The 25,805-nt window shown below is 62.2% G+C and carries 25 protein-coding genes; 14 read left to right on the top strand and 11 right to left on the bottom strand.

Annotation, left to right across the window (positions count from 1 at the left end):
• Positions 1-80: 80 nt before the first annotated feature.
• Positions 81-800, top strand: a complete 720-nt coding sequence (locus ACM64M_RS12970; protein WP_416229126.1) for an extensin family protein — start codon at positions 81-83, stop codon at positions 798-800.
• A gap of 136 nt (positions 801-936) precedes the next feature.
• Here ACM64M_RS12970 and ACM64M_RS12965 read toward each other — a convergent pair whose 3' ends face one another.
• The 7 genes from ACM64M_RS12965 to ACM64M_RS12935 all read right to left on the bottom strand — a co-directional run bounded on the left by ACM64M_RS12965 (position 937) and on the right by ACM64M_RS12935 (position 7,351).
• Positions 937-1,560, bottom strand: coding sequence for a response regulator transcription factor (locus ACM64M_RS12965; RefSeq protein WP_416229125.1), 624 nt, complete (start codon positions 1,558-1,560; stop codon positions 937-939).
• Between the two features lie 171 nt (positions 1,561-1,731).
• The gene (locus ACM64M_RS12960; protein WP_416229124.1) at positions 1,732-2,499 is read right to left on the bottom strand and encodes a peptidase; all 768 of its coding nucleotides are present in this window, start codon (positions 2,497-2,499) and stop codon (positions 1,732-1,734) included.
• A 61-nt stretch (positions 2,500-2,560) separates the two neighbouring features.
• The gene (locus ACM64M_RS12955; protein ID WP_416229123.1) at positions 2,561-3,412 is read right to left on the bottom strand and encodes a transglutaminase family protein; all 852 of its coding nucleotides are present in this window, start codon (positions 3,410-3,412) and stop codon (positions 2,561-2,563) included.
• Entirely contained in the window at positions 3,409-4,353 is a 945-nt protein-coding gene (locus tag ACM64M_RS12950; RefSeq protein WP_416229122.1) for an alpha-E domain-containing protein, read from the bottom strand. Before ACM64M_RS12950 ends, ACM64M_RS12955 begins: the two co-directional genes overlap by 4 nt.
• Positions 4,354-4,369: 16 nt before the next feature.
• Positions 4,370-5,821, bottom strand: coding sequence for a circularly permuted type 2 ATP-grasp protein (locus ACM64M_RS12945; protein ID WP_416229121.1), 1,452 nt, complete (start codon positions 5,819-5,821; stop codon positions 4,370-4,372).
• A 53-nt stretch (positions 5,822-5,874) separates the two neighbouring features.
• Positions 5,875-6,660, bottom strand: a complete 786-nt coding sequence (locus ACM64M_RS12940; protein ID WP_416229120.1) for an esterase/lipase family protein — start codon at positions 6,658-6,660, stop codon at positions 5,875-5,877.
• A 133-nt stretch (positions 6,661-6,793) separates the two neighbouring features.
• Complete coding sequence (locus ACM64M_RS12935; protein WP_416229119.1) at positions 6,794-7,351, bottom strand: DUF3617 domain-containing protein; 558 nt, start codon at positions 7,349-7,351, stop codon at positions 6,794-6,796.
• Between the two features lie 98 nt (positions 7,352-7,449).
• Between ACM64M_RS12935 and uvrB the strand changes: the two genes are divergently transcribed.
• The 6 genes from uvrB (at position 7,450) to ACM64M_RS12905 (ending at position 12,322) form a co-directional block, all read left to right on the top strand.
• Positions 7,450-9,642 carry an excinuclease ABC subunit UvrB gene (gene uvrB, locus ACM64M_RS12930; RefSeq protein ID WP_416229118.1) on the top strand — a complete coding sequence of 731 codons (2,193 nt, stop codon included), beginning with the start codon at positions 7,450-7,452 and terminating at the stop codon, positions 9,640-9,642.
• 58 nt (positions 9,643-9,700) lie between these two features.
• Positions 9,701-10,171 carry a hypothetical protein gene (locus ACM64M_RS12925; protein WP_416229117.1) on the top strand — a complete coding sequence of 157 codons (471 nt, stop codon included), beginning with the start codon at positions 9,701-9,703 and terminating at the stop codon, positions 10,169-10,171.
• Positions 10,168-10,533, top strand: a complete 366-nt coding sequence (locus ACM64M_RS12920) for a type II toxin-antitoxin system RelE/ParE family toxin (protein ID WP_416229116.1) — start codon at positions 10,168-10,170, stop codon at positions 10,531-10,533. The genes ACM64M_RS12925 and ACM64M_RS12920 overlap by 4 nt, the downstream gene beginning before the upstream one ends.
• Positions 10,514-10,798 carry an addiction module antidote protein gene (locus ACM64M_RS12915; RefSeq protein WP_416229115.1) on the top strand — a complete coding sequence of 95 codons (285 nt, stop codon included), beginning with the start codon at positions 10,514-10,516 and terminating at the stop codon, positions 10,796-10,798. The genes ACM64M_RS12920 and ACM64M_RS12915 overlap by 20 nt, the downstream gene beginning before the upstream one ends.
• A 103-nt stretch (positions 10,799-10,901) precedes the next feature.
• On the top strand, positions 10,902-11,720 hold the full coding sequence (locus ACM64M_RS12910) for a class I SAM-dependent methyltransferase (protein ID WP_416229114.1): 819 nt from the start codon (positions 10,902-10,904) through the stop codon (positions 11,718-11,720).
• A gap of 65 nt (positions 11,721-11,785) precedes the next feature.
• Positions 11,786-12,322, top strand: coding sequence for a hypothetical protein (locus tag ACM64M_RS12905; RefSeq protein WP_416229113.1), 537 nt, complete (start codon positions 11,786-11,788; stop codon positions 12,320-12,322).
• Here the strand turns inward: ACM64M_RS12905 and ACM64M_RS12900 are convergent.
• Positions 12,319-14,322, bottom strand: a complete 2,004-nt coding sequence (locus ACM64M_RS12900; protein WP_416229149.1) for a protein-disulfide reductase DsbD family protein — start codon at positions 14,320-14,322, stop codon at positions 12,319-12,321. The genes ACM64M_RS12905 and ACM64M_RS12900 overlap by 4 nt on opposite strands.
• Before the next feature lie 132 nt (positions 14,323-14,454).
• Here ACM64M_RS12900 and ACM64M_RS12895 point away from each other — a divergent pair, with 132 nt between their 5' ends.
• Positions 14,455-15,669, top strand: a complete 1,215-nt coding sequence (locus ACM64M_RS12895; protein ID WP_416229112.1) for an FAD-dependent monooxygenase — start codon at positions 14,455-14,457, stop codon at positions 15,667-15,669.
• A gap of 15 nt (positions 15,670-15,684) precedes the next feature.
• Here the strand turns inward: ACM64M_RS12895 and ACM64M_RS12890 are convergent, their stop codons facing one another.
• Genes ACM64M_RS12890 through hemC form a run of 3 tightly spaced genes read right to left on the bottom strand, consistent with a single transcriptional unit; the run spans position 15,685 to position 18,333 of the window.
• Positions 15,685-16,656, bottom strand: a complete 972-nt coding sequence (locus tag ACM64M_RS12890) for a hypothetical protein (protein WP_416229111.1) — start codon at positions 16,654-16,656, stop codon at positions 15,685-15,687.
• A 48-nt stretch (positions 16,657-16,704) separates the two neighbouring features.
• Positions 16,705-17,382 carry a uroporphyrinogen-III synthase gene (locus tag ACM64M_RS12885; protein WP_416229110.1) on the bottom strand — a complete coding sequence of 226 codons (678 nt, stop codon included), beginning with the start codon at positions 17,380-17,382 and terminating at the stop codon, positions 16,705-16,707.
• Positions 17,383-18,333 (bottom strand): hydroxymethylbilane synthase, encoded by a 951-nt coding sequence (gene hemC, locus ACM64M_RS12880; protein WP_416229109.1) that lies wholly within the window; start codon positions 18,331-18,333, stop codon positions 17,383-17,385.
• 44 nt (positions 18,334-18,377) lie between these two features.
• Between hemC and tsaD the strand changes: the two genes are divergently transcribed.
• The 6 genes from tsaD (at position 18,378) to ACM64M_RS12850 (ending at position 25,799) form a co-directional block, all read left to right on the top strand.
• A complete protein-coding gene (gene tsaD / locus ACM64M_RS12875; RefSeq protein ID WP_416229108.1) occupies positions 18,378-19,460 on the top strand; it encodes a tRNA (adenosine(37)-N6)-threonylcarbamoyltransferase complex transferase subunit TsaD in 1,083 nt (360 codons plus the stop codon).
• On the top strand, positions 19,457-20,446 hold the full coding sequence (locus ACM64M_RS12870; RefSeq protein ID WP_416229107.1) for an NAD(P)H-dependent glycerol-3-phosphate dehydrogenase: 990 nt from the start codon (positions 19,457-19,459) through the stop codon (positions 20,444-20,446). The genes tsaD and ACM64M_RS12870 overlap by 4 nt, the downstream gene beginning before the upstream one ends.
• Positions 20,443-22,023 (top strand): lipopolysaccharide biosynthesis protein, encoded by a 1,581-nt coding sequence (locus ACM64M_RS12865; protein ID WP_416229106.1) that lies wholly within the window; start codon positions 20,443-20,445, stop codon positions 22,021-22,023. The genes ACM64M_RS12870 and ACM64M_RS12865 overlap by 4 nt, the downstream gene beginning before the upstream one ends.
• A gap of 102 nt (positions 22,024-22,125) precedes the next feature.
• Positions 22,126-23,856: a vWA domain-containing protein gene (locus ACM64M_RS12860; protein WP_416229105.1), complete on the top strand. Its 1,731-nt coding sequence runs from the start codon at positions 22,126-22,128 to the stop codon at positions 23,854-23,856.
• Between the two features lie 101 nt (positions 23,857-23,957).
• Positions 23,958-24,491, top strand: coding sequence for a helix-hairpin-helix domain-containing protein (locus tag ACM64M_RS12855; protein WP_416229104.1), 534 nt, complete (start codon positions 23,958-23,960; stop codon positions 24,489-24,491).
• 132 nt (positions 24,492-24,623) lie between these two features.
• Positions 24,624-25,799 (top strand): acyl-CoA dehydrogenase, encoded by a 1,176-nt coding sequence (locus tag ACM64M_RS12850; protein ID WP_416229148.1) that lies wholly within the window; start codon positions 24,624-24,626, stop codon positions 25,797-25,799.
• Positions 25,800-25,805 lie beyond the last annotated feature (6 nt).

Genomic DNA, 25,805 nt, shown 5'->3' with positions numbered 1-25,805 from the left:
TAGCATAAGGCCTTTCCGCGGCGTTAACCTTTTCCCGGTAATCATCCTTAGGTATGAACCACCGGGCATTTCTAAGGGCCATGACGCCCGCGATTGCGGCACTCGCATTGGCGGGATGCGGATCGATCATTCCGACTGGCAACAGCGGCGGAATAGGCGGCGGGTCCGCTGCCAGCTCTCCTTCTGGCACCAGCCAGACCTACACACGCACCGCGCCGCCGCGTATGGCCTCAGCCCCGCAGAGCGTCGCGCCGCGCGCCGAAGATGCCGCTTGCCTAACCAATCTCAGCAACGCCGGGGCGCGGTTCAACCCCCTGCCAGACACCTATGCTGCGCCGGGATGCAACAAATTGGGCACCGTGCAGCTGTCCGCATTGGCGGGCGACACCTCGCAATTCGGCATCAGTAATATCGGCGCAGTGCAATGCCGCGTGGCCAGCGCGTTTGGCGATTGGGCGCGCTTTGGCGTTGACCGTGCCGCGCGCCAGTTGCTGGGCAGCCCGCTTGCCCGGATTGAGACGATGGGCAGCTATTCCTGCCGCAACGTCGCCGGGTCGCAGCGCCGTTCTGCCCATGCCAGCGCAGAAGCGATCGACGTGTCTGCCTTTGTGCTCGAAGACGGGAGGCGGATTTCGCTAACCGAAGACTGGGACGGCGGCACTGCGGCAGAGCGCGAATTCTTGCGCGTGGTCCATTCCAGCGCATGCAAACGGTTTGGCACGGTGCTGGGCCCGGATTACAATCGCGCTCACGCCGACCATTTCCATCTTGAGGGCACAGGATCAAGTTTCTGCCGCTAGGGTGCCGAAAGCCGGCCATATCCAGAATCAGGCACTCGCAAACCAAACACGGCCCCCGGCAGCAAATGGATGCCGAGAGCCGCGTGGGTACCGAAAGGGGATCAGGTGCTACCCTATCGGGGGGTCGAAATCTGTTTCAATTCAGCTCTATCTTCGGCTCCAGTTTTGCTTCGAGTTTCAACCGCACAGCCTCTGCCGCATGGCGCGCGCCCAGTTTCTGCATCATATTGGCGCGGTGGATTTCAACCGTGCGCGGGCTGATCTCGAGTTCGCGGGCGATGGTCTTGTTGCTGCTGCCTTCGGATAGCCAGTCGAGCACTTCGCGTTCGCGCGCCGAAAGGCTGGAGATAAGGTCGCGCGCTTCGATCATGCGGCGGCGGGCAGCGCCGAACACCTCGGCCTCTTTCTCGATGCGTTGCAGGCAGCGTTCGAACCGCTCGGTTTCCAGCGGCAGCGACAGATAATCAAGCGCCCCTGCCTTGATCGCAGAGACGATCCTACCTGGCCTCGGGTCCGTATCGACCGCGATCAACGGCAACCAGATGCCGAGCCGGCTGAGCCGTTCGAGGATAACCGCCACGCCCCCTTCCTCCGGTGCGTCGCGAGCAATGATAATGCCCTCTCGCGGTGGATGGACCGACAGTTCGGATAGGTCGCCATACACCTCGGCATGGTGACCCAGAGCGAAACCAACCCTTGCCAGTTCCGCGCGGTGGCGGCTGTTGGAGTCAATGAAGTGAAGCGATGCTTTGCTGGTCATGCCAGGGTGTTGCGCGCACCCCGGATTTTATTCACGCCTGACCTAACCCATTTTGGATCAAACTGCGGTTCACCCTTACGTCAAAGCCCGGAAATCTTACAAATATTTACTCCGGAACGAACCATATTATCCCTATGTAATCGCCTTTAGGTAGAAGTTAGCAGGCCAACGTCAGCCCCCACCAGACTCTGTTCCTGTTTCCGGACCAAAACTGTAATCGGGCAGCGAATGGAATGCCGAACGCAGGGCATCGCCCCAGTTGGAAGATATCGTGTCGAAATAGGGATCTTCGGCGGTTACGCGGTGCTGATGCGTGGGGGCAAAGCTGTCTTTGCCAATCACCAACAGATCGAGCGGCAGTCCCACCGACAGGTTCGCTTTCAAAGTGGAATCGAACGACACCATCAACAATTTGACAGCGTTTTCGAAACTCATGTTGCGGTCATAGCCGCGGATCAGGATCGGGCGGCCATATTTGGTCTCTCCGATCTGAAAGAACGGCGTATCCCAGCTGGCCTCGATAAAATTGCCCTCGGGATAGATCATGAACAGTCGCGGTTCCATTCCGGCGATCTGTCCCGCGACGATCATTGAGGCGGTAAAGCGCCCCTTGCCCCGGTCGCCATTGACCTTCTGCTGAGTATCGATCGTCGTGTGCAGCAATTTGCCGATCTCGCTCACCACGCTGAACATTGTCGGCCCATTGAGCAGCGTGGTCTCCCGCTCTTCCGGCTGCTTGGTGCGTTCCTCAAGCTGGCTGATGACCGCCTGAGTGGTTGCCAGATTTCCAGCGGTCATGACCGCAATCATCCGTTCACCCGGCACCTGCCAATGGAACATTTTGCGAAACACCGAAATGTTATCGACGCCCGAATTGGTGCGTGTGTCGCTCATCAGGACAATGCCCTGATCGACGATCATGCCAACACAGTAGGTCATTGGAGTCTCTCCGAAAGGTCAGAGCCGAGCGATTAGAGCAGGCGCAGCCCATCGGGAAGCCCTATTGCTGCTGGGTTTCCTGTTGCTGCTCCACCGCGACATCCACGGTTAACACCTGCTCGGTCGTGCCAAAGCTGATCCCGGTGACCGGTGCGGCATCGCGGTAATCGCGCCCGGTGGCGACGCGGACATAGCGGGGATCGGGGCTGATGCCGTTGGAAATATCGAACCCGACCCAGCCCAGCCCGTCAATATGCGCCTCAGCCCAGGCGTGCGTGGCCTCCTGTTCGATCCGGTCGTTCATCATCAGATAGCCGCTGACATAACGCGCCGGAATATCAGCCGCGCGCGCCGCACCGATGAAGATATGCGCGTGATCCTGACACACGCCTGCGCCATGTGCGGTGGATTCCTCTGCCGTGGTCGTCACCCCGGTCATACCCGTCTGATACGCCACGCTTTCGCGGATACGCGCGGACAATGCGTGCAAGTAATCGAGCCGTGCCGCATCGTCAGCCGATTTGGCTCCCGCCCCTTTGGATGGATCGCCAATGTCCCGGATCAAGGCACGAAGTTTTGGTCCCGGCCGCGTCAAAGGGGTCTGACTGAGAAAACTCCATAAGGGCATATGCCCTGCGTGACGTCCGATGACACCGGCATTGTCCTGCGTTTCGACTGTGCCCCGGCAGGTCACGGTGACCTCACTTGCCCCGGGATCGACCCCGACCAGCGTTACCGTGTTGAAATTCTGGTCGTCATATTCAAGCTCTGCCCGGGCATTCTCGTAAATCATCGTCCAATCGAGAATTTTCTGCCCCTGCGTCTCCTTCGGCGTCAAGCGCAGCCGTTGCAGCGCGTGGATCACCGGTTGTTTGAACGAATAGCGGGTCGTGTGACGGATGGACAACCTCATGCAAGAAACCTGTAATCTTCTCCGATGGCCTGCGCGATGGCCGCATTGCGCGCCGTGAAATCGATCAGGAATTGATGCAGACCGCGTTCAAATATCTGTTCGACCGTAATCCCGGCAATGTCACGGTCGGCCTCCCGCAGCAGCGCGTTGGAATGGCCCTCCACCCCGTGCATCCGCGACAGCGCGGCGAGATGTTCGCGCTGCGCACTGCGGCAAAAAGCGAGACTGCGCGGGAACCGGTCGTCCAGCACCAGAAATTCAACGATCCCGCGCGCATCAATCCTTCCGGCGTTGAGCCAGGTGTAGGCGCTGGCCCCGGCAACTGATCGCAGCACCTGATCCCACTGCCCGCTGTCGAGGCTCGACCCGACATAGGACAGCGAAGGGAGCAGCAGATAATATTTCATGTCAAGGATGCGCGCGGTGCTTTCCGCGCGTTCGATAAAGGTGCCCGCGCGGGCAAAATGATAGCCTTCGTCGCGCAGCATCGTGCCGTCGAGCGCGCCGTGCACCTGCGTTCCCGTGCGGCGCAACCGCGTCACCACTCCGCCGACTTGCCCCTGAGTGACCGGGCGGGCCAGCAATGTGTCGAGCTTCATCCAGTTTTCATTGACCGCTTCCCACACTTGGCTGGAAATATTGGTGCGCGCGGTGCGGGCATTGTTGCGCATGGCGGCAAACATTTGGCGCACATTGCCGGGGTTGGATTTGTCGCGCAGGACAAAATTCCAAACCGAAGACCCTTCATAACTGTCATGCGTCGCTTCGTAGAGCGGCTTTTGCCCCAGCGTCGCAATGACCGAACGCCATTCCTCCTCCGCCGTTTCGAGATCACGGGTCAGCGCCATGCGCAGTCCTGCATCAAGCAGCCGCGCGGTGTTCTCCGCCCGCTCCAGATAGCGGAACATCCAGAACATCCCATTGGCGGTCCGGCCTAGCATGGGGGGGCTCCGGGCATTAGTCTTTCAGCACCCAAGTGTCTTTGGTGCCGCCGCCTTGCGATGAATTGACCACCAGCGATCCTTTCTTGAGCGCCACGCGGGTCAATCCGCCGGGGGTGATGTCGATCCCTTCGGGCGAGACCAGCACATAGGGACGCAGATCGACATGGCGCGGGGCCAACCCCTTGTTGGTGTAAATCGGGCAGGTCGAAAGCGCCAAAGTCGGCTGGGCGATGTAGTTTTCAGGATTTGCCTCCAGCTTGGCGCGAAACTCCCTGATCTCCTTCTTGGTCGCGGTTGGCCCGATCAACATCCCGTAACCGCCCGAACCATGCACTTCCTTCACCACCAGATCGGCAATATTGTCGAGCACGTAGGCGAGGCTATCGCTATCAGCGCAGCGCCAGGTTTCGACATTGGGCAGCAGCGGCTTCTCGCCAGTATAGAACTCAACGATTTCGGGCATGAAGGAATAAATCGCCTTATCATCCGACACACCCGTTCCCGGTGCATTGGCGATGGTGATCCCGCCAGCGCGATAGACATCCATGATGCCGGGCACACCCAGAACGCTGTCAGGTTCAAATGTCAGCGGGTCGAGATAATCGTCATCGACCCGGCGATACAGCACGTCAATCGGGGTATAGCCGCGCGTCGTGCGCATCTGCACCCGGCCATCAACGACGCGCAAATCGCTGCCCTCGACCAGTTCAGCGCCCATCTGATCGGCGAGGAAAGCGTGTTCGAAATAGGCCGAATTGTAGATCCCCGGGGTCAGCACCGCGACCATCGGTTTGGCACCGCCTGACGCGGAAAATGCCGGGGGAGCGCAGGCAGCAAGACTACGCGCGAGGCGGCGCGGATAGTTGGACACGCTTTCCACCGCGACCCGGCTGAACACATCCGGGAACATTGCCATCATCGTTTCGCGGTTTTCCAGCATGTAGGAAACGCCCGAAGGCGTGCGGGCGTTGTCTTCGAGCACAAAGAAATCGTCAGGCCCGGTGCGCACCAGATCGATCCCGACAATATGTGTGTAAATTCCGCCCGGTGGGGTCATGCCGACCATATTGGGCAGCCACGCGGCGTTCTGCCGAAACAGCCGTTCGGGCACCCGGCCGGCGCGAATAATCTCCTGCCGGTGATACAGATCATACAAAAACGCGTTGAGCGCCCGGACCCGTTGTTCGATGCCGCGCGTCAGCCGCCGCCATTCGCCCGCGGTGATGATCCGCGGGACCATGTCGAACGGGATCAGGCGTTCTTCCGCCTCATCTTCGCCATAGACGTTGAAAGTGATCCCCGTTCGGCGAAAGCTTTCATCCGCTTCGGAGTTCTTGCGCCTTAACAGGGCGGGGTTCTGCTCATTGTACCAGCGGCAGTAATCCGTGTACGCGGGGCGCGTGTTGCCGCCCGCATCAAACATCTCGTCAAATTGTTGGGTGTGATCCCCCATCGATCCCCGCATTGCACAAAACCGTGAAGCTCATCCTAGCGCGGCAAGGACAAAAGGAAAGCATTCTAATTGCTTTGCGCGCGGTCGAGTTCAGCCAGCACCGTCAGGATCGCTTCGGGGGAATAGGTGAAACCGGCATGGGTGCAGCGCAGCGCAATGGCGCGGTCGCGCTCACCGGGCAGGCCTGCCGCGCTGCGGGGCGCAATCGCCCCATCGCTCGGACTCCATAGGGCGATGGTTTCCACCGGCGGTTTGACCGAGACATTGGCATCAATCGGCACCTGATCCACGCGGTGACCGGCAATCGCCTGATACACGCGCCAGACATTGTTGGCGCGCGGAGAGCCGGAAAAGGGTGAACCCATTGTGATCACGCGGGATATGCATTCGGGCCGCCGCTTAGCCAGTTCGCGCGCATACAGCCCGCCCAGACTCCATCCCACCAGCGCGACCGGCGCATCATAGCGGGTGCAGATTTCATCCAACCGCTGTTCAAGCCGGGTCAGCGAATCCGCCGCCACGCCCCAATTGCGCCCCAATCCCCAGCGCTTGGTCCGGTGCCCGGCTTTTTCCAGATTGCGCGCCATATAGCGCATCCGCGTTGGTCCGGTGGCAAATCCCGGCATCAGAATGATCGTCTGCGGCCGCTTCGCCTGCGGTATATCCAGCCTACGGACCACCCGCCGCGCCGGTTCGATCAACAGGTCCAACTCGCCCAGCAGCCGGAGCAGGTGCGGCTTGCCCTTTTCCTGTTCAGGATAATCCTCTGCCGCCAGCGCGATGCGCCGCGCGAGTTCAGTCTCCGCAAAGGCGGCCTTGGGATATTCAAACAGGGTTTCGCGGCTGGACATCGAACCTTTCCTTACCTTCGCAGAGTGAATGCGCGGTGAAGCGCCAAGGTTCCAAATGATTGCAGCGCGATAGCAAAAGGGCGACCGGGGCAAACCCCTTGCCGCCCTTCACTGCCGATTATAGCCTCGTTGCCTAGTTGGCGCATTCGCCCGTGCGTTTGCCCTTGCTGCTGGCGGTGATTTTCATTGCGCCCATTTCCGTCCCTTCCATGGCGATGGTCATATCCATCGCATAATCATCTGCCGTGTAGGTCCCGGTGCTGGTGATCGTGGCCTTACCCGAGGCAGGATCGTTGCAGGTCATCGCCATGTCGATAGTGCCGCCTGAAAACGAAAAGCGATCATATTCGCAATTGGCGTTATCGTTGCCTGAAAACATCTCGGCTTCGGGCCGGGCCGCCTGTTCAGGTGTGACGCAGCTTTGCGTGGTGTTGACCTGACCCTTCATCGATTCAAGCACTGGCCCGATAAACCCGCGTGCCTCTGGCGGCAGCGCCGCTTCGTCGAGTTCCACATCGACAAATTCGACCGTGTTTTCCCAATTGCCCGGATTGATGCTGACATCGGCAACCGCCGCGTTGACCTCATCCTGAGTGATTGTGCCGTCGCCGTCAGCATCGGCGTCACCGGTGCCGCCGCCACAAGCGGAGAGCGCCAGCGCCAGCCCGAGCGCCGTCGCGGAATTTGTCAAACAAATCTTCATCGCAAATATCTCCCATGAACCCGCGCTCAGGCTAAACACAGCAGCGGTGCTTCACAACCGCCAATCATCACGCCATATCCCGCAACATGTCAGAGCTAATCATCAGGCGCGGACTGGCAGAGCCAGAGACCGGCGAAGATTTCGTCCCGCACCGCCCCCACCGCCCGGAAAAATCCATGCCGGGGCGACCGTTCAAACTGGTGTCCGAATATGAGCCTGCAGGCGATCAGCCAACCGCAATCGCCGAATTGGTTGCAGGCGCGCAGGCTGGAGAAAAGACCCAGACGCTGCTCGGCGTGACCGGCTCGGGCAAGACTTTCACCATGGCCAAGGTGATTGACACATTGCAGCGCCCCGCGCTGATCCTTGCCCCCAACAAGATCCTCGCCGCGCAGCTCTATGGCGAATTCAAAAGCTTCTTTCCCGAAAACGCGGTCGAATATTTCGTGAGCTATTACGACTATTACCAGCCCGAGGCCTATGTCCCGCGCTCCGACACTTATATCGAGAAGGAGTCGAGCGTGAACGAGGCGATCGACCGGATGCGCCATTCGGCCACCCGCGCGCTGCTCGAACGCGACGACGTGATTATCGTGGCTTCGGTGTCATGTCTGTATGGCATCGGATCGGTTGAGACCTATTCCGCGATGATTTTCGACATCAAGATGGGCGACGTAGTCGATCAGCGCGAATTGATACGCAAGCTGGTCGCGTTGCAATATAAGCGCAACGACACCGCCTTTACACGCGGGTGTTTTCGTGTGCGCGGCGACAGCCTGGAGGTGTTCCCCAGCCATTACGAGGACATGGCGTGGCGGATCGGGTTTTTCGGCGACGAGATCGAAGAAATCGCCGAATTTGATCCGCTGACGGGCAAGAAAGGCGCGGTGCTGGACAAGGTGCGCGTCTATGCCAATTCGCATTATGTCACCCCCGGCCCGACCATGAAACAGGCCGCCGAAGCGATCAAATTCGAGCTGGCCGAGCGACTGAAGGAGCTCGAAGCCGAAGGCAAGCTGCTGGAACATCAACGGCTGGAGCAGCGCACCCACTTTGACCTAGAAATGATCGCCGCAACCGGCAGCTGCGCGGGGATCGAGAATTATTCGCGCTTCCTCACCGGACGCTTGCCCGGCGAACCGCCGCCAACCTTGTTCGAATATCTCCCCGAAAACGCGCTGCTGTTTGTCGATGAAAGCCACCAGACCGTGCCGCAGATCGGTGCCATGTCCAAAGGCGACCACCGCCGCAAGATCACGCTGGCGGAATATGGCTTTCGCCTGCCCTCGTGCATCGACAACCGCCCTTTGCGTTTCAACGAATGGGACGCGATGCGCCCGCAGACTTTTGCGGTCAGCGCCACGCCGGGCAATTGGGAAATGGAGCAGACCGGCGGCGTGTTCGCCGAACAGGTTATCCGCCCCACCGGCCTGATCGACCCGCCGGTCGAAATCCGCCCGGTCGAGGATCAGGTGCAGGATTGCATCCAGCAATGCCTCGCCACCGCAAAGCAGGGTTACCGCACGCTGGTCACCACTTTGACCAAGCGCATGGCCGAAGACCTCACCGAATTCATGCACGAGGCGGGAGTGCGGGTGCGATATATGCACTCAGACGTCGAAACGCTGGAACGCATCGAGCTGATCCGCGACCTGCGGATGGGCGTCTATGATGTGCTGGTGGGGATCAACCTGCTGCGCGAGGGGCTCGACATTCCCGAATGCGGGCTGGTGTGCATTCTGGACGCGGACAAGGAAGGCTTTCTGCGCAGCGAAACCTCGCTGGTGCAAACCATCGGGCGCGCCGCGCGCAATGTCGATGGCCGCGTGATCCTATATGCCGACCGGATCACCGGCAGCATGGAACGCGCAATGGCCGAAACCGACCGCCGCCGTGAAAAGCAGCAAGCCTATAACGAGGCAAACGGCATCACCCCGACCACGATCAAGCGCAATATTCAGGACATCGTCGCCCACACCGCTTCGCAGGACAGCGTGACGGTCGAGATCGAGGATGGGGTCAACAATCTGGTTGGCCACAATCTGCGGGCCTATATCGAAGACCTCGAAAAACGCATGCGCGACGCGGCGGCCAACCTCGAATTCGAGGAAGCCGGCAGATTGCGCGATGAAATCCGGCGGCTGGAGGCGGATGAACTCGGCATCCCGGATGGCGAGAAACGTGCGCCGATTGTCGGGCGGAGCAACGAGGGCAAGCCGGGGACGCGCAAGACGCGGTATGGGAAGGTGCGGGCGAAGCGTATGGGTGGGAAGGCTTAGGGTTGACTCTTTCTGGGTCGTGTTCTATCTAATCTATCTAAGATAGATAGGTGCGCAAATGCAGATTGATATTGATTTTGAGGTTTTCAAGGCTCTCACCGCACTAAGAACATCAGAAGCGGACAGCTACAATGACGTGCTACGCAGTATCTTGCGGCTGCCCATGGATAGCAGTGGCCCGGAGCGGTACGGAGGCTCGCCCAATCGGCAGAAGAGTCGGTCAGGCAGCCGTTCTGCCGCTCGCAGTCTTTCTGGCAGTAATAGCGGTGCCTCTTCCGTCTCTGGAACGTCCGCTATTTTCAACGGGTTCATTTTTCCTGAGGGTACGTTATTTCGAGCCACATATAAAGGCGTGCAGTACAAATCGGAAATCAGAGACGGTCGTTGGGTTGATCAGAATGGCGTTGTGCGCTCCAGCCCGTCAGATGCGGCAAGCGCGATTTCCGGTACGAACGTAAATGGGTGGCGCTTTTGGTTCGGCAAATTACCCGATAGCGACGATTGGGTTCGATTGGATGAACTCAGGTGACGGGCCAAGTTGACGGGACGTCAAATGTCCCCCATAAGGGACAAGCCTACGAGCTGGTGGAAACCCCGGTCTTCTCGGATTGGCTTGACTCTTTGCGAGACCGGCGGGCGCGCGCGAAGATCGTGATGCGCCTTGTCCGCCTCGCCGATGGAAATTCCGGCGATCACAAGTCTGTAAAGGACGGGGTCTTCGAACTTCGCATCGACTATGGGCCAGGCTACCGGGTGCATCTCTTCCAGCGAGGCAAAGAGCTTGTCATTCTCCTGTGCGGAGGCGACAAGCGAACGCAGAATGCCGACATTGCCAAGGCAAAGCGGCTAAAGGAAGAGATCGAGAGCGCCGATGGAGCTTCGCCCGTTTGACCCAGCCAATTACCTCGAGACGGAGGAGGATATCCTCTATTATCTCGAAGCAGCGATGGAGGGGAATGATCCCAAGTACATAGCTCGAGCGCTGGGTGATGTCGCGCGGTCGAAGGGCATGAGCGAGATCGCTCAAAAATCGGGCCTCGGTCGTCAGGCTCTCTATCGCGCTTTATCGGAAGATGGGAACCCAACTCTGGAAACCCTACTAGGTGTGTTGGACGCGCTGGGCCTGCAATTAACCGTGCAACCCCGCGCCGCCTGAACGCCCACCAAGGCCGTTGGTCGAGCGCCAAAGTTCTTCATCGTAGGCTACTTGTCTCGCTTGCCGCGCGCGCGTTTTGTCTGTGAAAAGGGGAGAATCAGCCATGAACCGCACCATGCTCGCACTTTTCACCGGATCCGCCCTCGCTCTTGGCGGCGGGGCCGTATTGGCGCAGAGCCAAGCCGATCACTCTGCGCACTCCGCACACGCCGAACACACCCCGCAAGTCCACGCCATACACGCCGCTGTCGCCGCGCCTGACCGGCCCGCAGAGGCGCGCGCGTTGGACGAAGGGCGCAAGCCTGCCGAAGTGCTCGCATTCCTCGGCCTCAAACCCGGCATGGCAGCAGCTGACCTGATCCCCGGCGAAGGATACTGGTCCGAAATCATGGCGCATGTTGTCGCACCATCCGGTTCGGTCGCGGCGTTGCAACCGCAGCAATTTCGCGGCGGAGAAGCAGCAGACGCAGCTTGGAACGCTCTGAGCGAACGAGCGCCGGGTGTCTCGTTGGTTCACTATCCTTTCGAAGCCTTCACCTATCAGGCGAGCAGTTTCGACTTCGCGATCATGAGCCTCAATTACCATGACCTCTACTGGGTTTCCGAGCAATACAGCGTGCCCTTTACCGATCCTGACACCTTTGTCGCAGCGCTCTATACGTCGATGAAACTGGGCGGGATTGTCGGAATTATCGACCACACGGGCGCGCCCGGCGACACACGCGAAGGGGTGGACAAGACCCACCGGATCGACCCAGCCGTGGTGCGCGCCGATTTCGAACGCGCCGGTTTCGTGCTGGCGGATCAAAGCGACCTGTTGGCCAATCCCGATGATGATCTTTCGGTCAGCGTGTTCGCTCCGGGCATTCGCGGCAACACTGATCGATTTGTCATGAAGTTCGTAAAGCCCGCCGCAGACTGATCGGATTGCGGATAGCCCAGCGCTGCCGCATGTTCCTGCATCTGCAACTGTGCCATGGCGCGGCTATGAACCGGACAATTGCTGCTGCTGTAATATGCGCCCTGACTGCAACGATCGCCGCCTGCAAGCCGCCGCCCACCGATGCGGATTTGCGCCGCGCGACGCCCGCTGCTGAGCCGACATTCGCCTCTGCGCCGCTGCCTTCGCCGGATACCAAAGGGGCCGTGTGGGCCCACAGCCCGGCGCATGCAGGGCGGCTGATTTACGGCATCCCCGGCAATCCGGCGCTGCTCGCGCTGGAATGTTTGGATGAACCGGGGGAGCTTCCCGCGCTACAAATCACCCGGATCAGTCCCGCCGACAGCGGCGCGGGCGCGCTGCTGGCGCTGGTGGGCAATGGCCATATCGGGCGGATCGCGGTCGATGCTGTAAAGGTCAATGGCGCAAGCGTCTGGCAGGGCCGCGCGCCTGCGGGCATGACCTTGTGGGAACCGCTGGCCGGGCCGCGCCAATTGACCGTGACGGTGCCGGGCGCGGGTATGGTGACCGTCAACCCCAGCACATTGCCAATGGAATTGATCGAACGCTGCCGGGGCGCCTAACGCGGTGCCGAAGCCCGCTCAATCAGCATGTCTGCGGTGAGCACCTGCGGCAATTGCTCGCCTTCTGCTCCCGGTTCGTACCACAGGTAGAGCGGCACTCCAGCGACGCCCTGCTGCGTCAGGAACCCAGTGATTTCCTCATCGCGCAAGGTCCAGTCGGCGACCATGGCGATGACACCGGCATCCGTAAACGCCTGCGCGGTCACCTCGCGCTCGATCGCCACGCTTTCATTGACTTTGCAAGTGACGCACCAATCGGCAGTGAACCAGACGAACACCGGCTTACCGCTCGCGCGCGCCGCGGCCAGCGCATCACGAGAGAATTCCTGCGGTGCAAGCAGGCTTTGTGCGGGAGAGGCATCGCCGCCCGCACTATAGCTGGACGGGAGCGCAAAGGCTCCAAAAATCAGGAACGGCGCCGCGATCAGGCCAAAGGCCGGCCACGCCAGCTTCCCCGCACGTTGCAGGCGCCCCACAACGAACAGCGCGAGCACAATCCCGAACACCATAACCAGCGCAAACAGCGCAAAGCCGCGCCCGCCAATCTGCACGGTGAGCCAGATCAGCGCGAGCGCGGTCAGGCCCATCGGGATCGCCATGATCCGCCTGAACTTTTCCATCCATGCACCGGGCCGGGGCAGCATCCGCCGCAAGGCCGGGATAAAGCCAAGCAATAGGAACGGCAGGGCCAGCCCCAGTCCCAGCAATGCAAACAGCAGCAACGCTTGTCCCACCGGCAGCAGCAACGCTGCGCCTAGCGCCGCCGCCATGAACGGCCCCGTGCACGGCGTGGCGACAAAAGCGGCGAGCAGACCGGTGGCAAAGGCTCCGGCGGGTTTGCCTCCGCTCGTCACGCTGAACGAGGGCAATTCAAACACGCCTGCGAAATTGGCGGTTATCAGGACTGCAAGCACCAGCAGCGCGACCACCACGCCCGGTTCCTGCAACTGAAACGCCCAACCGACCTGCTCACCCGCCGCACGCAGGGCCAGCATGATCGCGCCCAGCGCCACGCAGGCCAACACAACCCCAGCGGTATAGGCCAACCCTTCGGAACGCGCCTGCGACTCGCTGCCGCCTGCCCGCGCGAGGCTCAAGGCTTTCAGGCTCAGGATCGGGAACACGCAGGGCATAATGTTGAGCAGCAATCCGCCCGCCAGCGCGCCCAGGATCAGCGTCCATAGCGGCGGGGTAACTGCGCCCACCGGCCCCGCAATAATCTCACCACCCGCCGGGACCGCTCCCGGACCCGCAACAAAGCGCACGCCCGGACCATCGCCAAAGGCCAGAATACCTGCCAGCGCATCTGCCTGACCCGTGCCATATTGATCGAGCGGAATCTCTGCGATCAAAAGGTCGCCCGACCGCCGAAAGGTCTGCGGAACGGCGTAATCGGCCAGCTGCGGATTGGCGACAAACACATGCGGCTGCGGAAGGACTACACTAACGGGAAGCGGCACCGCGATGCGCATAGTATCGCCCGCAATTTCAAACCGCGCCCGCGCATCGATCAACGGCGCAATTTCGGCCCGCCAGCGTGCAAAATCGCCGCCCGGCTGCGCGGTCAGGATCGCATCCTGCGGCACACAAATCCGGTCCGTGCAGGCAAGATATTCGGCATAGACGGTCAACGCGTCCATATCGAATGTGCCAGCACTCGCCCCGACCTCAACTGGGACCAGCACGGTGTAGCTGCCCTTGTAAATGTGGTTCATCAGGCCGCTGATCAGCAGCCTTTCGGGGACGGGATAGACCGGCTCTCCCACTGTCCATCCCTCCGGGACGGGAATGACCAGTTGCATTCCCTGCCCGGCATCACCGGGGTTCGACCAATAGCCGTGCCATTCCTCGCTCGAAGGGGTAAACCGCAGCGCCAGCCAGAGCGTCTCGCCCGCGCGCAAATCTCCTTCCGCGAACAATTCGGCGGCGATATTCGCGCTGCCATAGCGCGGCGATGCGGGAATATCCTGCGCCGCAGCAGGAGTGCCCAACGCCAGCATTGCAGCGCACGCAATCAACCATGCAAGGAAATGACGCATCAGATAGGGAACATTCTTGCCTCGAACACGCCAGAACCTCTAGGCATGCATGGCAATATTCGCAAACGGCGCGATAGAGGTTACGGAAATTATATGGACGACACACGCGATCTTCTGATCCTTGGCGGCGGGCTGGTTGGCATGACGCTGGCGCTGGCGGCCGCGCGTCAGGGGCTTTCCAGCCATGTGATCGACCGCGCCGATCCCGCCGAGCTGACCGCAGAGGGGTTTGACGACCGCGCCACCGCGATCTCCACCGCAAGCTGGCATTTGTTCACCAATATCGGGATCGCAGACAGCCTCGAACAATTCGCCTGCGACATCGCCAGCATCGCGGTGACCGATCAGAACCGCCCCGGCAGGCTCGATTTTACCCCCGGCCCTGACGAAGGGACGCTGGGGCGGATGTTCCCCAACCGCCGCCTGCGGCTGGCCTTGTTTGAGGCAGCAGGAGAAGAGCCGCTGATCAATTGGGTGCCCAAGGCCGAGATCGCCGAACGTCAGCGCAGCGAATTCGGCGTCGCCGCCGTGCTCACCGATGGGCGCAAGCTTAAGGGCCGGTTGATGGTCGCCGCCGAAGGGCGCGCATCGCCGACCCGCGATCAGGCGGGGATCACGATTGCCAAATGGGATTACAAACACCGCGCGGTGATCGCCGGGCTGACCCATTCGCGCCCACATGACAATGTCGCGTGGGAGATATTCTATCCCGCTGGCCCCTTTGCCCTATTGCCGATGCGCGACGATGCCGATGGCACGCACCGATCCTCGCTGGTGTGGACCGTATCGGAGGCCGACGGCAAGGCGGTAACGAAACTGGGCGACCGGGCGCTTCTGGCCGAAGTGCAGAAACGGATGGGCGATATTCTGGGCGAGGTTACCAGCGTCGGTGCGCGGTCAAGCTGGCCGCTGGGCTTTCACCACACGGCAAAGATCACCGGCGAACGACTCGCGCTGATCGGCGATGCGGCGCATGGGATTCACCCGATTGCGGGACAGGGATTGAACCTGGGTCTGCGCGATGCGGCGGCGCTGGTCGAGGTGCTGGCCGATGGCGCGCGGATCGGGCTGGACCCCGGCGATGCGCAATTGCTCAAACGCTATGAAAATTGGCGCGGGCTCGACAGTTTCATGGTCGCGCTGGCCACCGACGGGCTGACCCGGCTGTTTGGCGTCCCCGGTAAAACCGCCAGCGCTATGCGGCGGTTCGGCATGGCGGCAGTGCAGCGCACACCAATGCTCAAATCGTTTTTCATGGACGAGGCCCGCGGCGTATCGGGGGCTTTACCCGAATTGCTCAAGGCCTAAGCGAAGGATCAGCCGCTACTCGCCGCCCGCCGGTTCCACCGGGCTGGGCTGACGCACCGCATTTCCGGCCCCGTCGCGCAGCCCGCTCTGATCGAGCACAGCGGCGGTTTCGATCACTTCAAGCGCCGCCATCACATCGCGGAAGCGTTCGGCATCGGCGATCCAGCTTTCCGCCTGTTCGGCACCGGGCAAACCGCGAATTTCGTCAATCGCATTTTGATAGCGCCCCTGCTCCAGCGCGATCCGCGCGCGGTCGAGCCGCCGCTCGGGCTGAGGGGAAGGCGTGTTTTCGCGGCGAATCACAAACAATTCCGAAACCTCGCGTTGCAGCCTGTTCCAGCTCATCCCTTCGTTGCGGGCGACCAATTGCGGCCCCAGACCATCCAGCCGCGCGGTCAGATTGTCGATCCGGATCGGCTCGCGCGAGAAATTGATAATGGTGCTGACCGCATTGGGCCATTGGTCGGAAAACCGCAGCCGCAATTGATCCGCAAGGTAGCCAAGTTCTGCCCCGCGTTCGATCGCGCGGCGGGTGGCAAAGGCGATCAGCAGCCCTTCGGCGCGCGCAGCATTGCCCGCCGCCGCTTGCGCCTGAAGATCAAGCCGGGCGAGCCGCTGCTCCGCCGCAGCCAGCCGTTGATCGAGGCCGCCTTGTTGATCGACCACACGGTTGACCGCTTGTGCAGCGCCTTCAGTGTCGCCTTCTTCAAGCGCGGCGCGCACCTCGGCCAGCGGGCTGGGCGAGGCCGCAATTGCATCGCCGGGCGCATCACCGGCAGCGTCCCCTTGTTCGCCAGCAACAACCGGCGCGTCGGGCAGCGCGGGCGCAGTGTCCGCCGCAGCGCTGGTCTCCGTTTCAGCGGGGCTGAGATTGTACCACACCACATATCCCACCAGCGCACCGCCAGCGAGGAAAGAAGCAAGCGCAGCCAGCACAAATCGCCTCATCGAGGTCGGCTTCCTCCGGCTGCCATATTTCGATTCCATCGGGTTTTTTTCCGTTTCTTGCGGCCCATTATCACCGGGAATGGTGCACTATATGCACACCTGCCGGGTCAATTCCAACAAGGCATAGTCATTGGGGGCCGGGGAAACGTGGACAGCGCGCCATCCTGCGCCCGCTGCCGCTGCCACGCGCGGTCCGATCACCGTCAACACAATGCGGCTCCGATGCAGTGCCAAGCGCCTGCTTTCGCGGTCAAACTGCTCCGCCGCCGCCGCCGAATGAAGCATCACCGTCAGCTCAAGATCCTGCAAGGCGCGCAAGGGTTCGGGCAACTCGCAGGCAAATGCTTCATAGGCGATCACCGTCTGCATCTGCACCCCTTCCGGCACGCGCAAGGCGACATGGTCCGCCCCGGCAATCCGCAACAACCGCAGCGGAACAGGCACGGCGTCCAGCACATTCTGCAAGCCCCCGCTGCCGGTCGCAGCGACCGTAAACCCTACCGCGCGCGCGGCATCCGCGGTGGATTCTCCAACCGCGTAAACCGGCTTGCCCTTGAGCAAGTCGAGCCCTGCTCCGCCGTGCCGGATGGCATTGGCGCTGCCGATAATCAGCGCGTCGATTTCAGCCGGATCAGGGCAGTGCCACGCAGCGGCGCGGATTTCGAACATGGGATAGCCGACAGCGTTCAGCCCTAATGCGTTGGCAGCCGCGAGGCTGGCCGACAATCCCGGCTCTGGCCGCACGATTAGGACGGTGCCGGGCATTCAGCCTCCCGTTCTGGAACCGCCGAAATGCGCCGCAATTCCCGGCGCAGCGCGCCCCAGCAGATCGGCGGCGAGCGCGCGGACCGGTGCATGATCGCCTTCGGCAAAGTCCGTCTCGCCCTCAATCCGCTGCGTCCCATCGGGACTGAACAGCGCCGCGCGCATCACGAGGCCCGCGCCGCCCGGTTGGCACAGCACTGCAACCGGCGAATGGCACGTCCCGCCAAGTGCCGCGAGCAACGCGCGTTCCGCTTCGAGTTCGGCGCGAGTGCCCGCATGATCGAGCGCCGCCAGCGCTGCCGTGGCCCCGGCATCATCGGCGCGGCATTCCAGCGCTATCACGCCCTGTGCCGCCGCTGGTATCCAGTCCGCCGCATCGAGCGGTGACCCGACCTCGCTTTGGCCCAAACGCTCAAGCCCCGCCGCCGCCAGAAAGGTCACGTCCGCCTCTCCCGCAGCCAGCTTGCCCAGCCGCGTGGCGACATTGCCGCGAAACGTCACAACCCGGCAATCGGGGCGCAGGTTGAGCAATTGCGCGGCGCGGCGCGGTGCCGACGTGCCCACCACCGCGCCTCGCGGAATCGCCGCGATGCTGGCCGCACCGACCAGAGCATCCCGGCGATCCGCGCGCGGCAGGAATGCGGCAAAATGAAACACATCGGGGCGAATGGTCTCGACATCCTTGGCCGAATGCACCGCCGCGTCGATGCGCCCTTCGGCCAGCCATTGATCCAGTTCCTTGGTCCACAGCGCCTTGCCGCCAATCTCCGCCAGCGGCCGGTCGAGGACCTTGTCTCCGCTGGCGAGCACGGGGACCAATTCAACCGCGTCCTCGGCCCAGCCATGCGCCGCGCACAGGCGCTGACGGGTTTCGATAGCCTGCGCCATGGCAAGCGGTGAATTGCGGGTTCCAAGGCGGATCCGGGCGGCAGAGCGGGATGCGTTATTCATGGTCAAGCTTGCCCTAGCCCGCACAAGGACTAGATGGAAGCGCGATGGGATCGGTATCGCACAAGTCTGACGCAGTGATCGCGCCCGCAATCGTGCTGGGCATTGAGTCGAGCTGCGACGAAACGGCGGTGGCGCTCGTCACCGGGGATCGCCGCATCCTGGCGCAGCGGATTGCGTCGCAAGAGGCCGAGCACGCGCCCTATGGCGGGGTTGTGCCCGAAATCGCCGCGCGCGCCCATGCGCAGCGGCTCGCACCGATGATCGAAGGTGTGATGGAGGACGCCGGATTGCGTTTGGATCAAGTGGACGCGATTGCCGCGACCGCCGGGCCAGGACTGATCGGCGGGGTCATGGTCGGGTTGGTCAGCGGCAAGGCGCTGGCGATGGCGGCGCAAAAGCCGCTGATCGCGGTCAATCATCTCGAAGGGCACGCCCTGTCCCCGCGTCTGGCCGATGGCGCGCTGGGATTTCCCTATCTGTTGCTGCTGGTATCAGGCGGGCATTGCCAGATCCTGTCGGTTGAAGGCGTTGGCCAATATCGCCGCCTTGCCACCACCATCGACGATGCGCTGGGTGAGGCGTTTGACAAGACCGCCAAGATTCTCGGCCTCGGCTATCCCGGCGGGCCTGCGGTTGAGCGGTTGGCGCGCGAGGGAGACGCGGGGGCCGTGCCGTTGCCGCGTCCTCTCAAGGGATCGAAGGAGCCGCATTTCTCGTTTGCAGGCCTGAAAAGCGCGGTGCTGCGCGCACATGACAGCGGCAAACATACGAACGCCGATATTGCAGCAAGTTTTCAGCAGGCCGCGATTGATTGCCTGCTCGACCGGCTGGAACGCGCGCTCAGCCGGTCAGGCCCGTTCCCGGCGCTGGTGGTCGCCGGAGGGGTTGCCGCCAATCACAGCGTGCGCGGCGCGCTCGAAATGTTGGCGCAGCGCCGTGCAATGCGCTTTGTAGCGCCGCCGCTGGCGCTGTGCACCGACAATGCGGCGATGATCGCCTGGGCGGGCTGCGAGCGATTGGCGCTCGATCCGGGTTTCGCGGGCGACCCTCTGGATACAAAAGCGCGCCCGCGCTGGCCGCTCGATCCGGAAGCAGAGACGGTGCGCGGCGCGGGGGTTAAGGCATGACGGCGATTGTCGGAGTGATCGGCGCTGGCGCATGGGGCACCGCGCTCGCGCAAATGCTCAGCAGCGACGGGCGCGGCGTGGTGCTGTGGGCCTATGAAAGCGAAGTGGTCGCAGCGATCAATTCCGAACACCGAAACCCGCAATATCTGCCCGATGCCCGGCTATCGGAGCATATCCGCGCAACCGGCGATCTTGGCGATCTGGCGGGGATCGACACTGTGCTGGTGGTCACCCCGGCGCAGGTTCTGGGTAAGGTGCTGTCCGGTCTCACCGCGCCCCCACGCGATCTGGTGCTGTGTTCCAAAGGGATCGAGGCGGGCACCGGGCGGCTGATGAACGAAGCCGCGCGCGCCGCTGCACCGGGCAGCGGGATCGCAGTGCTGTCCGGTCCGACTTTCGCGCATGAGGTCGCCGCCGGTCTGCCGACCGCCGTAACGCTCGCCTGCGAAGGCGGCCACGCGCAATGGGAACGGCTCGCCCCGGTCATCGCACGCCCGGCCTTTCGCCCCTATTTTTCCGACGATGTCACCGGCGCAGAGGTCGGTGGATCGATCAAGAACGTGCTGGCGATTGCCTGCGGCGTGGTCGATGGGTTGAGGCTTGGCCAGAACGCCCGCGCCGCTTTGATCGCGCGCGGCTATGCCGAAATGCTGCGCTTTGGTGAGGCTTTGGGCGCGCAGCCGGTAACGCTGGCGGGCCTGTGCGGATTGGGCGACCTCGTGCTCACTTGCTCCTCCACCTCCAGCCGCAATTTTTCACTCGGAAAGGCGCTGGGAGAGGGCCGGAGCGCCGCCGAACTGATGGCCGATCGCACCACTGTTGCGGAGGGTGCGCACACCGCCCCGGTGCTCGCCGAAATGGCCAAGCAGCGCGGTATTGCCATGCCGATCACCGCCGCCGTGACCGCCATTCTTGCAGGGGCATCGCCGCGCGATGTGGTCGCTCAGTTGCTCGCCCGCCCACTGACGGCTGAACAAGGCGCATGAGCATCCCGCCGCCTTCCACAGAAACTCTGCGTCCGGATAAAGGCGGAGACGACATGGCGACGCTGGCCAAGGGCGGGCGCATCAACACGCTTGGGTTTTTTCTCCGGCTGCTGGGCGGAATACCATTTCTGTTCGTTGGCTTCCGGCTCTACGGCGTCGATGAAATGGGGCGTTTCGCCGCCGCCTTCGTCGTCATCGAGATTTTCGCGCTGATCTGCGCGCTCGGCGAAAAACGCGGGCTGGCGCAGCGGCTGAGCGAAGGCGCGGAGGAGGACGGCGATGGCGCGGAGGGCTCTCCCACCAACCTCGTGTTCGATGGGATGCTGACCTCGCTGCTGTTTTCGCTTGCCGCCTGCGCGCTGCTGTTCGCGTTTCCAATGATTATCTTTCCGAGCGGAACCAATTCCGAATACGACATGTGGATGATCGCGGCGATTCCGGGTTTCGCGCTGACCGAAATCCTGCTCGCCGCGCAGGCCTATCGCTATGACATCGCCACCACGGTGCGCGCCCGCGCGGTGGTGGAGCCATGGACCAAATCCCTGCTGGTTGCGGGTCTATTTTTCGTGCCCGCGCTGGCCAGCGGCGGGATAGCGCTGGCCTTTGTTGCTTCGATCTATGCCGCACTGTTCACCGCTGCATGGTCATTCGTGAAGACCTATGGCTGGCCCAAGGGCTGGCGGCCGCGCCCGCGCTACCTTCTGAAAATGACCGCGCGCGCTTTGCCATTGATAGGCGCGGACGTGATTGAGCGCGGAACGCGGCTGCTCGATGTGTTCCTGCTGGGCCAGTTCACGTCCGCCGGGACGGTCGGGATCTACTGGTTCGCCAAGGAAGTCGTTAGCCTGCCGCAGAAATTGAAATCCAGTTTCGAGCCGATCCTCTCGCCGGTCATCACCAAGAACCTCAAGATCGGCAATATGAGCGCGATCGCCGCACAAGTGCGGCAGGTCGGGTTCTGGATCATTGCGCTGCAAGCCGGGACCGCCTTGATGCTGGGAATACCGGGCGAAGCGGTGATGGGGCTTGGCGGCCCTGCCATCGTTGGCGGCACGGGAGCGCTGGCGATCCTGCTGGCAGCAGAAGTGGTGGCATCGATGGCGGTCGTGTCTGAAAGCGTGCTGGTGTATATCGCGCGCAAGCGGAACCTCGCAATCTCGCTGGGTGTCATCACGCTGCAAGCGGTGCTGACGGTGGGCCTGATCCTGCTGGTGCAGCATCTTGGCTATGGCGAAGGGTTTCAGGCGGCGGGCGCAGCGGCTGCGTTGTTTGCCGCATTGGCGGTGTCGAGCCTGGTCAAGGCGCTGGTGCTCAAGACGCTGCTCAAGGCTCCCGTTTCCAACTGGCGCTGGGCGCTGGTCTATGCTGCGGCTCCGGCGGTGGTGGTCGGCTTTGCGGCGACCTATCTGCCCGAATGGATGGAGATCGTGTTTGGCGGACCGGCGATCCTCGCGGTTTACATGTGGGTCATCTGGAAACGCGGATTCGGCGAGGAGGACAAGGTGCTGTTCCGCAAGAATGTCGTCCCCGCTGACGCCCTGCCTGAACTGGAAAAATCCCCGCAAACAAAGGTATGATTGCTGCTGCGACGCATCATTACGGCTTGCTTACAGCCGCATTCAGTCACGATTAACCCCGTGCAGCAGATTTCGAGGGCACAGCAATCGCGGGGACCGATTATGCGCAACTTTACGCCTTTTCATCTGAAATTCGGGGCCGTGCTTGCGCTCTGCCTTGTCATCGCCGCCTGCGCCGATGGGGCCGCAGATATGGCCAGCACGGGTGATGCGCCGGGCAAAATCGCCGGAGCGCCGCCGCCTCCCCCGCCCCCTCCGCCTCCGCCTCCGTCGCAAGCGATGTCGGAAGCCGACGCCCTCATGGTCACCGGTTCGCGCATCCGCAGCGGTGCGCTGCGCGGCAACGAGATGGTGCGCGCTGCTCCCTCTCCTGGCTATATCGTCCCGCCGGTGATGGTGCCCACCGATCCGGGGCGCGAGCAATATGACGGCGAGGAAGTCTCACCCGTCAAACTTGTCTCCGCCGAACCGGTCAGCACTTTCAGCGTGGATGTCGACACGGGCGCCTATGCCAACACCCGGCGGTTTCTGTCGCAAGGCCAGTTGCCACCGCAAGCTGCGGTGCGGACCGAGGAAATGGTCAATTATTTCCGCTATGATTACCCGCGCCCGCAAAGCCGCGATGTGCCGTTCAGCGTCACCACCGACGTGGCGCGCACGCCGTGGAACGAAGGCACCTATCTGATGCGCATCGGTCTGCGCGGTTATGACATTGCCAGCGATGAACGCCCGCCCGCCAACCTCGTGTTCCTGATGGACGTTTCGGGATCGATGAACAGCCCGGACAAACTCCCGCTGGTCAAAACCGCGCTTTCCGGGTTGGCCGGGGAATTGGGGCCGCAGGACAAGGTTTCGATCGTGGTTTATGCCGGTGCAGCGGGCCTGGTGCTGGAACCGACCAACGACACCCGCGCCATCCGCCGCGCGCTGGATGAATTGTCCGCCGGGGGATCGACCGCAGGGGGCGCTGGCCTGCAACTGGCCTATAACATCGCCGAGGACAACTTCATCCAAGGCGGCGTCAATCGCGTGATCCTGGCGACTGATGGCGATTTCAACGTCGGCGTGTCGGATAATCAGACGCTGATTGAAATGATCGAAAACTACCGTGACCGCGACATCACGCTGACCACCCTGGGCTTTGGTCAGGGCAATTACAACGAAGCCATGATGGAGCAGATCGCCAACAAGGGTAACGGCAATTACGCCTATATCGACACCGCGCTGGAGGCGAAAAAGGTGCTGAGCGACGAAATGTCGTCGACGCTGTTCACCATTGCCAAGGACGTGAAAATCCAGGTCGAATTCAATCCCGCCGTCATCAGCCAGTACAGGCTGGTCGGCTATGAGAACCGGGCGCTGCGCGAACAGGATTTCGACAATGATGCGGTCGATGCCGGCGACATTGGTGCAGGGCATCAGGTCACGGCGATTTACGAAATTGTGCCCGCCGGATCGCGCGGCTGGATTGCTCCCCGGCGTTATGAGGACCAGCCCGCCGCCGCCGCCGAACGCCGCATGGCCGAGGCCGCGCATGTCAAACTGCGTTTCAAGCTGCCCGATGGCGACACCTCGCGGCTGATTGATACGGTGGTGACCCGCGACGCCTTCACTCAGGCACGCGCGCCGGGCGGTGATTTCGCCTTTGCCGCATCGGTCGCCGCCTTTGGCCAGTTGCTGCGCGGGGATGAATTGATGATGGGCTTTTCACACGATGATGTCGGCGCGCTGGCGGGGCGGCAGAACAATTTCTGGCGGCAGGAATTTCTTGAGCTGAACGCGCTGGCTGCGGGCATGACGAGTTCAGCTTCAGGGGCTCGCAGCGGCGGCTAGGGGTCCCGCGCCGCCATAAGGTAACATTTGAATGCTTGGGAAATGGGGAGCGGTCCTGCTAAGGATCGCCCCCGTTTTCGATTCCGCAGGAGCCTTTCCCCATGTCCCCGCAAACCCTTCAGGCTGGCGTTCTGATCGCGCTCGGCGTTGTCCTTGTAATCCTCGCTATCTGGTTCTTGATGCGCGCCAATCGCAAGACGCGGGTGGTGGGCGATGGCAGTGTGCGCAAGGATGTGCTCGACGAAGGCGCAGCGCGCGCGGCGCGCAATCAGGCGCTGATCGATGCGCCGGTCGCCACCGCAACGGACAGCGCTGCGCCCGCTGCTCCGATTCCGGCACCGCCCCCAGCCCCAACTACAGCCCCAGCCCCAACTGCAACCCTAGCATCCAATACGCCGGACGATCTGCGCCGGATCAAGGGCGTCGGTCCCAAACTGGCCACGCTGCTGAACGAACAGGGCATCACCAGCTTTGTCCAGATTGCCGCGTGGGATGCCGCCGACATCGAACGGGTTGACGCGGTGCTGGGCCGCTTTGCCGGGCGGATCACCCGCGATCAATGGACCGAGCAGGCCAAACTGCTGAGCGCAGGCGACGAAGCCGGGTTTGCCGCCAAGTTCGGCTCCACTAAGTAAAGGTTCCGGCGGAGCGGGCTGGATGCGGCTGGTCTTGCGGGATTTGTCCAAGCCTGCGAAAGCAGGCGGACAGTTCAGTTTCAGGAGCAAGCAGTGCACGCCCCCGCCAGCCCGGACCTCGCCAACAAAGGGATCATCCCGTTCAATTGGGAAGACCCGCTCGACCTAGAAAGCCAACTGACCGAAGACGAACGGATGATCCGCGACGCCGCGCATGGCTTTGCGCAAAGCGAGCTGCAACCGCGCGTGATCGAAGCGTTCCGCAATGAGGTTTCCGCCCCCGAAATCTTCCCGCTGATGGGCCGCGCCGGATTGCTGGGCGCGACCATTCCCGAAACCTATGGCGGCGCCGATGCGGGCTATGTCGCCTATGGTCTGATCGCGCGCGAGATAGAGCGGGTGGACAGCGGATACCGTTCCATGGCGAGCGTGCAATCGAGCCTCGTGATGCACCCGATCTATGCCTATGGTTCAGAAGAACAGCGGCGCAAATACCTCCCCGGCCTGGCTTCGGGCGAACTCATCGGCTGTTTCGGCCTGACCGAACCCGATGCCGGATCGGACCCGGCGGGGATGAAAACCTACGCCAAAAAGGACGGCGACGGTTACGTGATCTCAGGCAGCAAGACGTGGATTTCCAACTCTCCCTTTGCCGATGTCTTTGTGGTCTGGGCCAAGAGCGAGGAGCACGGCGGCGGCATTCGCGGCTTTGTCCTTGAAAAAGGAATGGCTGGTCTCTCCGCGCCCAAGATCGAAGGCAAGATTTCCTTGCGTGCCTCCACCACCGGCATGATCGTGATGGACGATGTGAAACTGCCGGCCGACGCGCTGCTGCCCAATGTTCAGGGACTGAAGGGGCCGTTCGGCTGCCTCAACCGCGCGCGTTACGGGATCAGCTGGGGCGCGATGGGCGCGGCAGAATTCTGCCTCCACGCCGCGCGGCAATATGGGCTTGACCGCAAGCAGTTTGGCCGCCCGCTGGCCGGGACGCAGCTGTACCAGAAGAAACTCGCCGACATGCTGACCGACATTGCGTTGGGGCTGCAAGCGAGCTTGCGCATCGGGCGGCTGATGGACGAAGGGCGGTTCGCGCCCGACATGATCTCCATCGTCAAGCGCAACAATGTCGGCAAGGCTTTGGACATCGCCCGCGCCGCGCGCGACATGCACGGCGGCAACGGTATTTCCGAAGAGTATCAGGTGATCCGCCACGCGGTGAACCTTGAAACGGTCAACACTTACGAAGGCACGCATGATGTGCACGCGCTGATTCTGGGGCGCGGAATAACCGGGATCGCGGCGTTTTAATGGGGC

Source organism: Qipengyuania sp. ASV99 (assembly GCF_047872805.1).
Classification (GTDB): Bacteria; Pseudomonadota; Alphaproteobacteria; order Sphingomonadales; family Sphingomonadaceae; genus Erythrobacter.
This window is presented reverse-complemented; position numbering and strand designations above follow the sequence as displayed.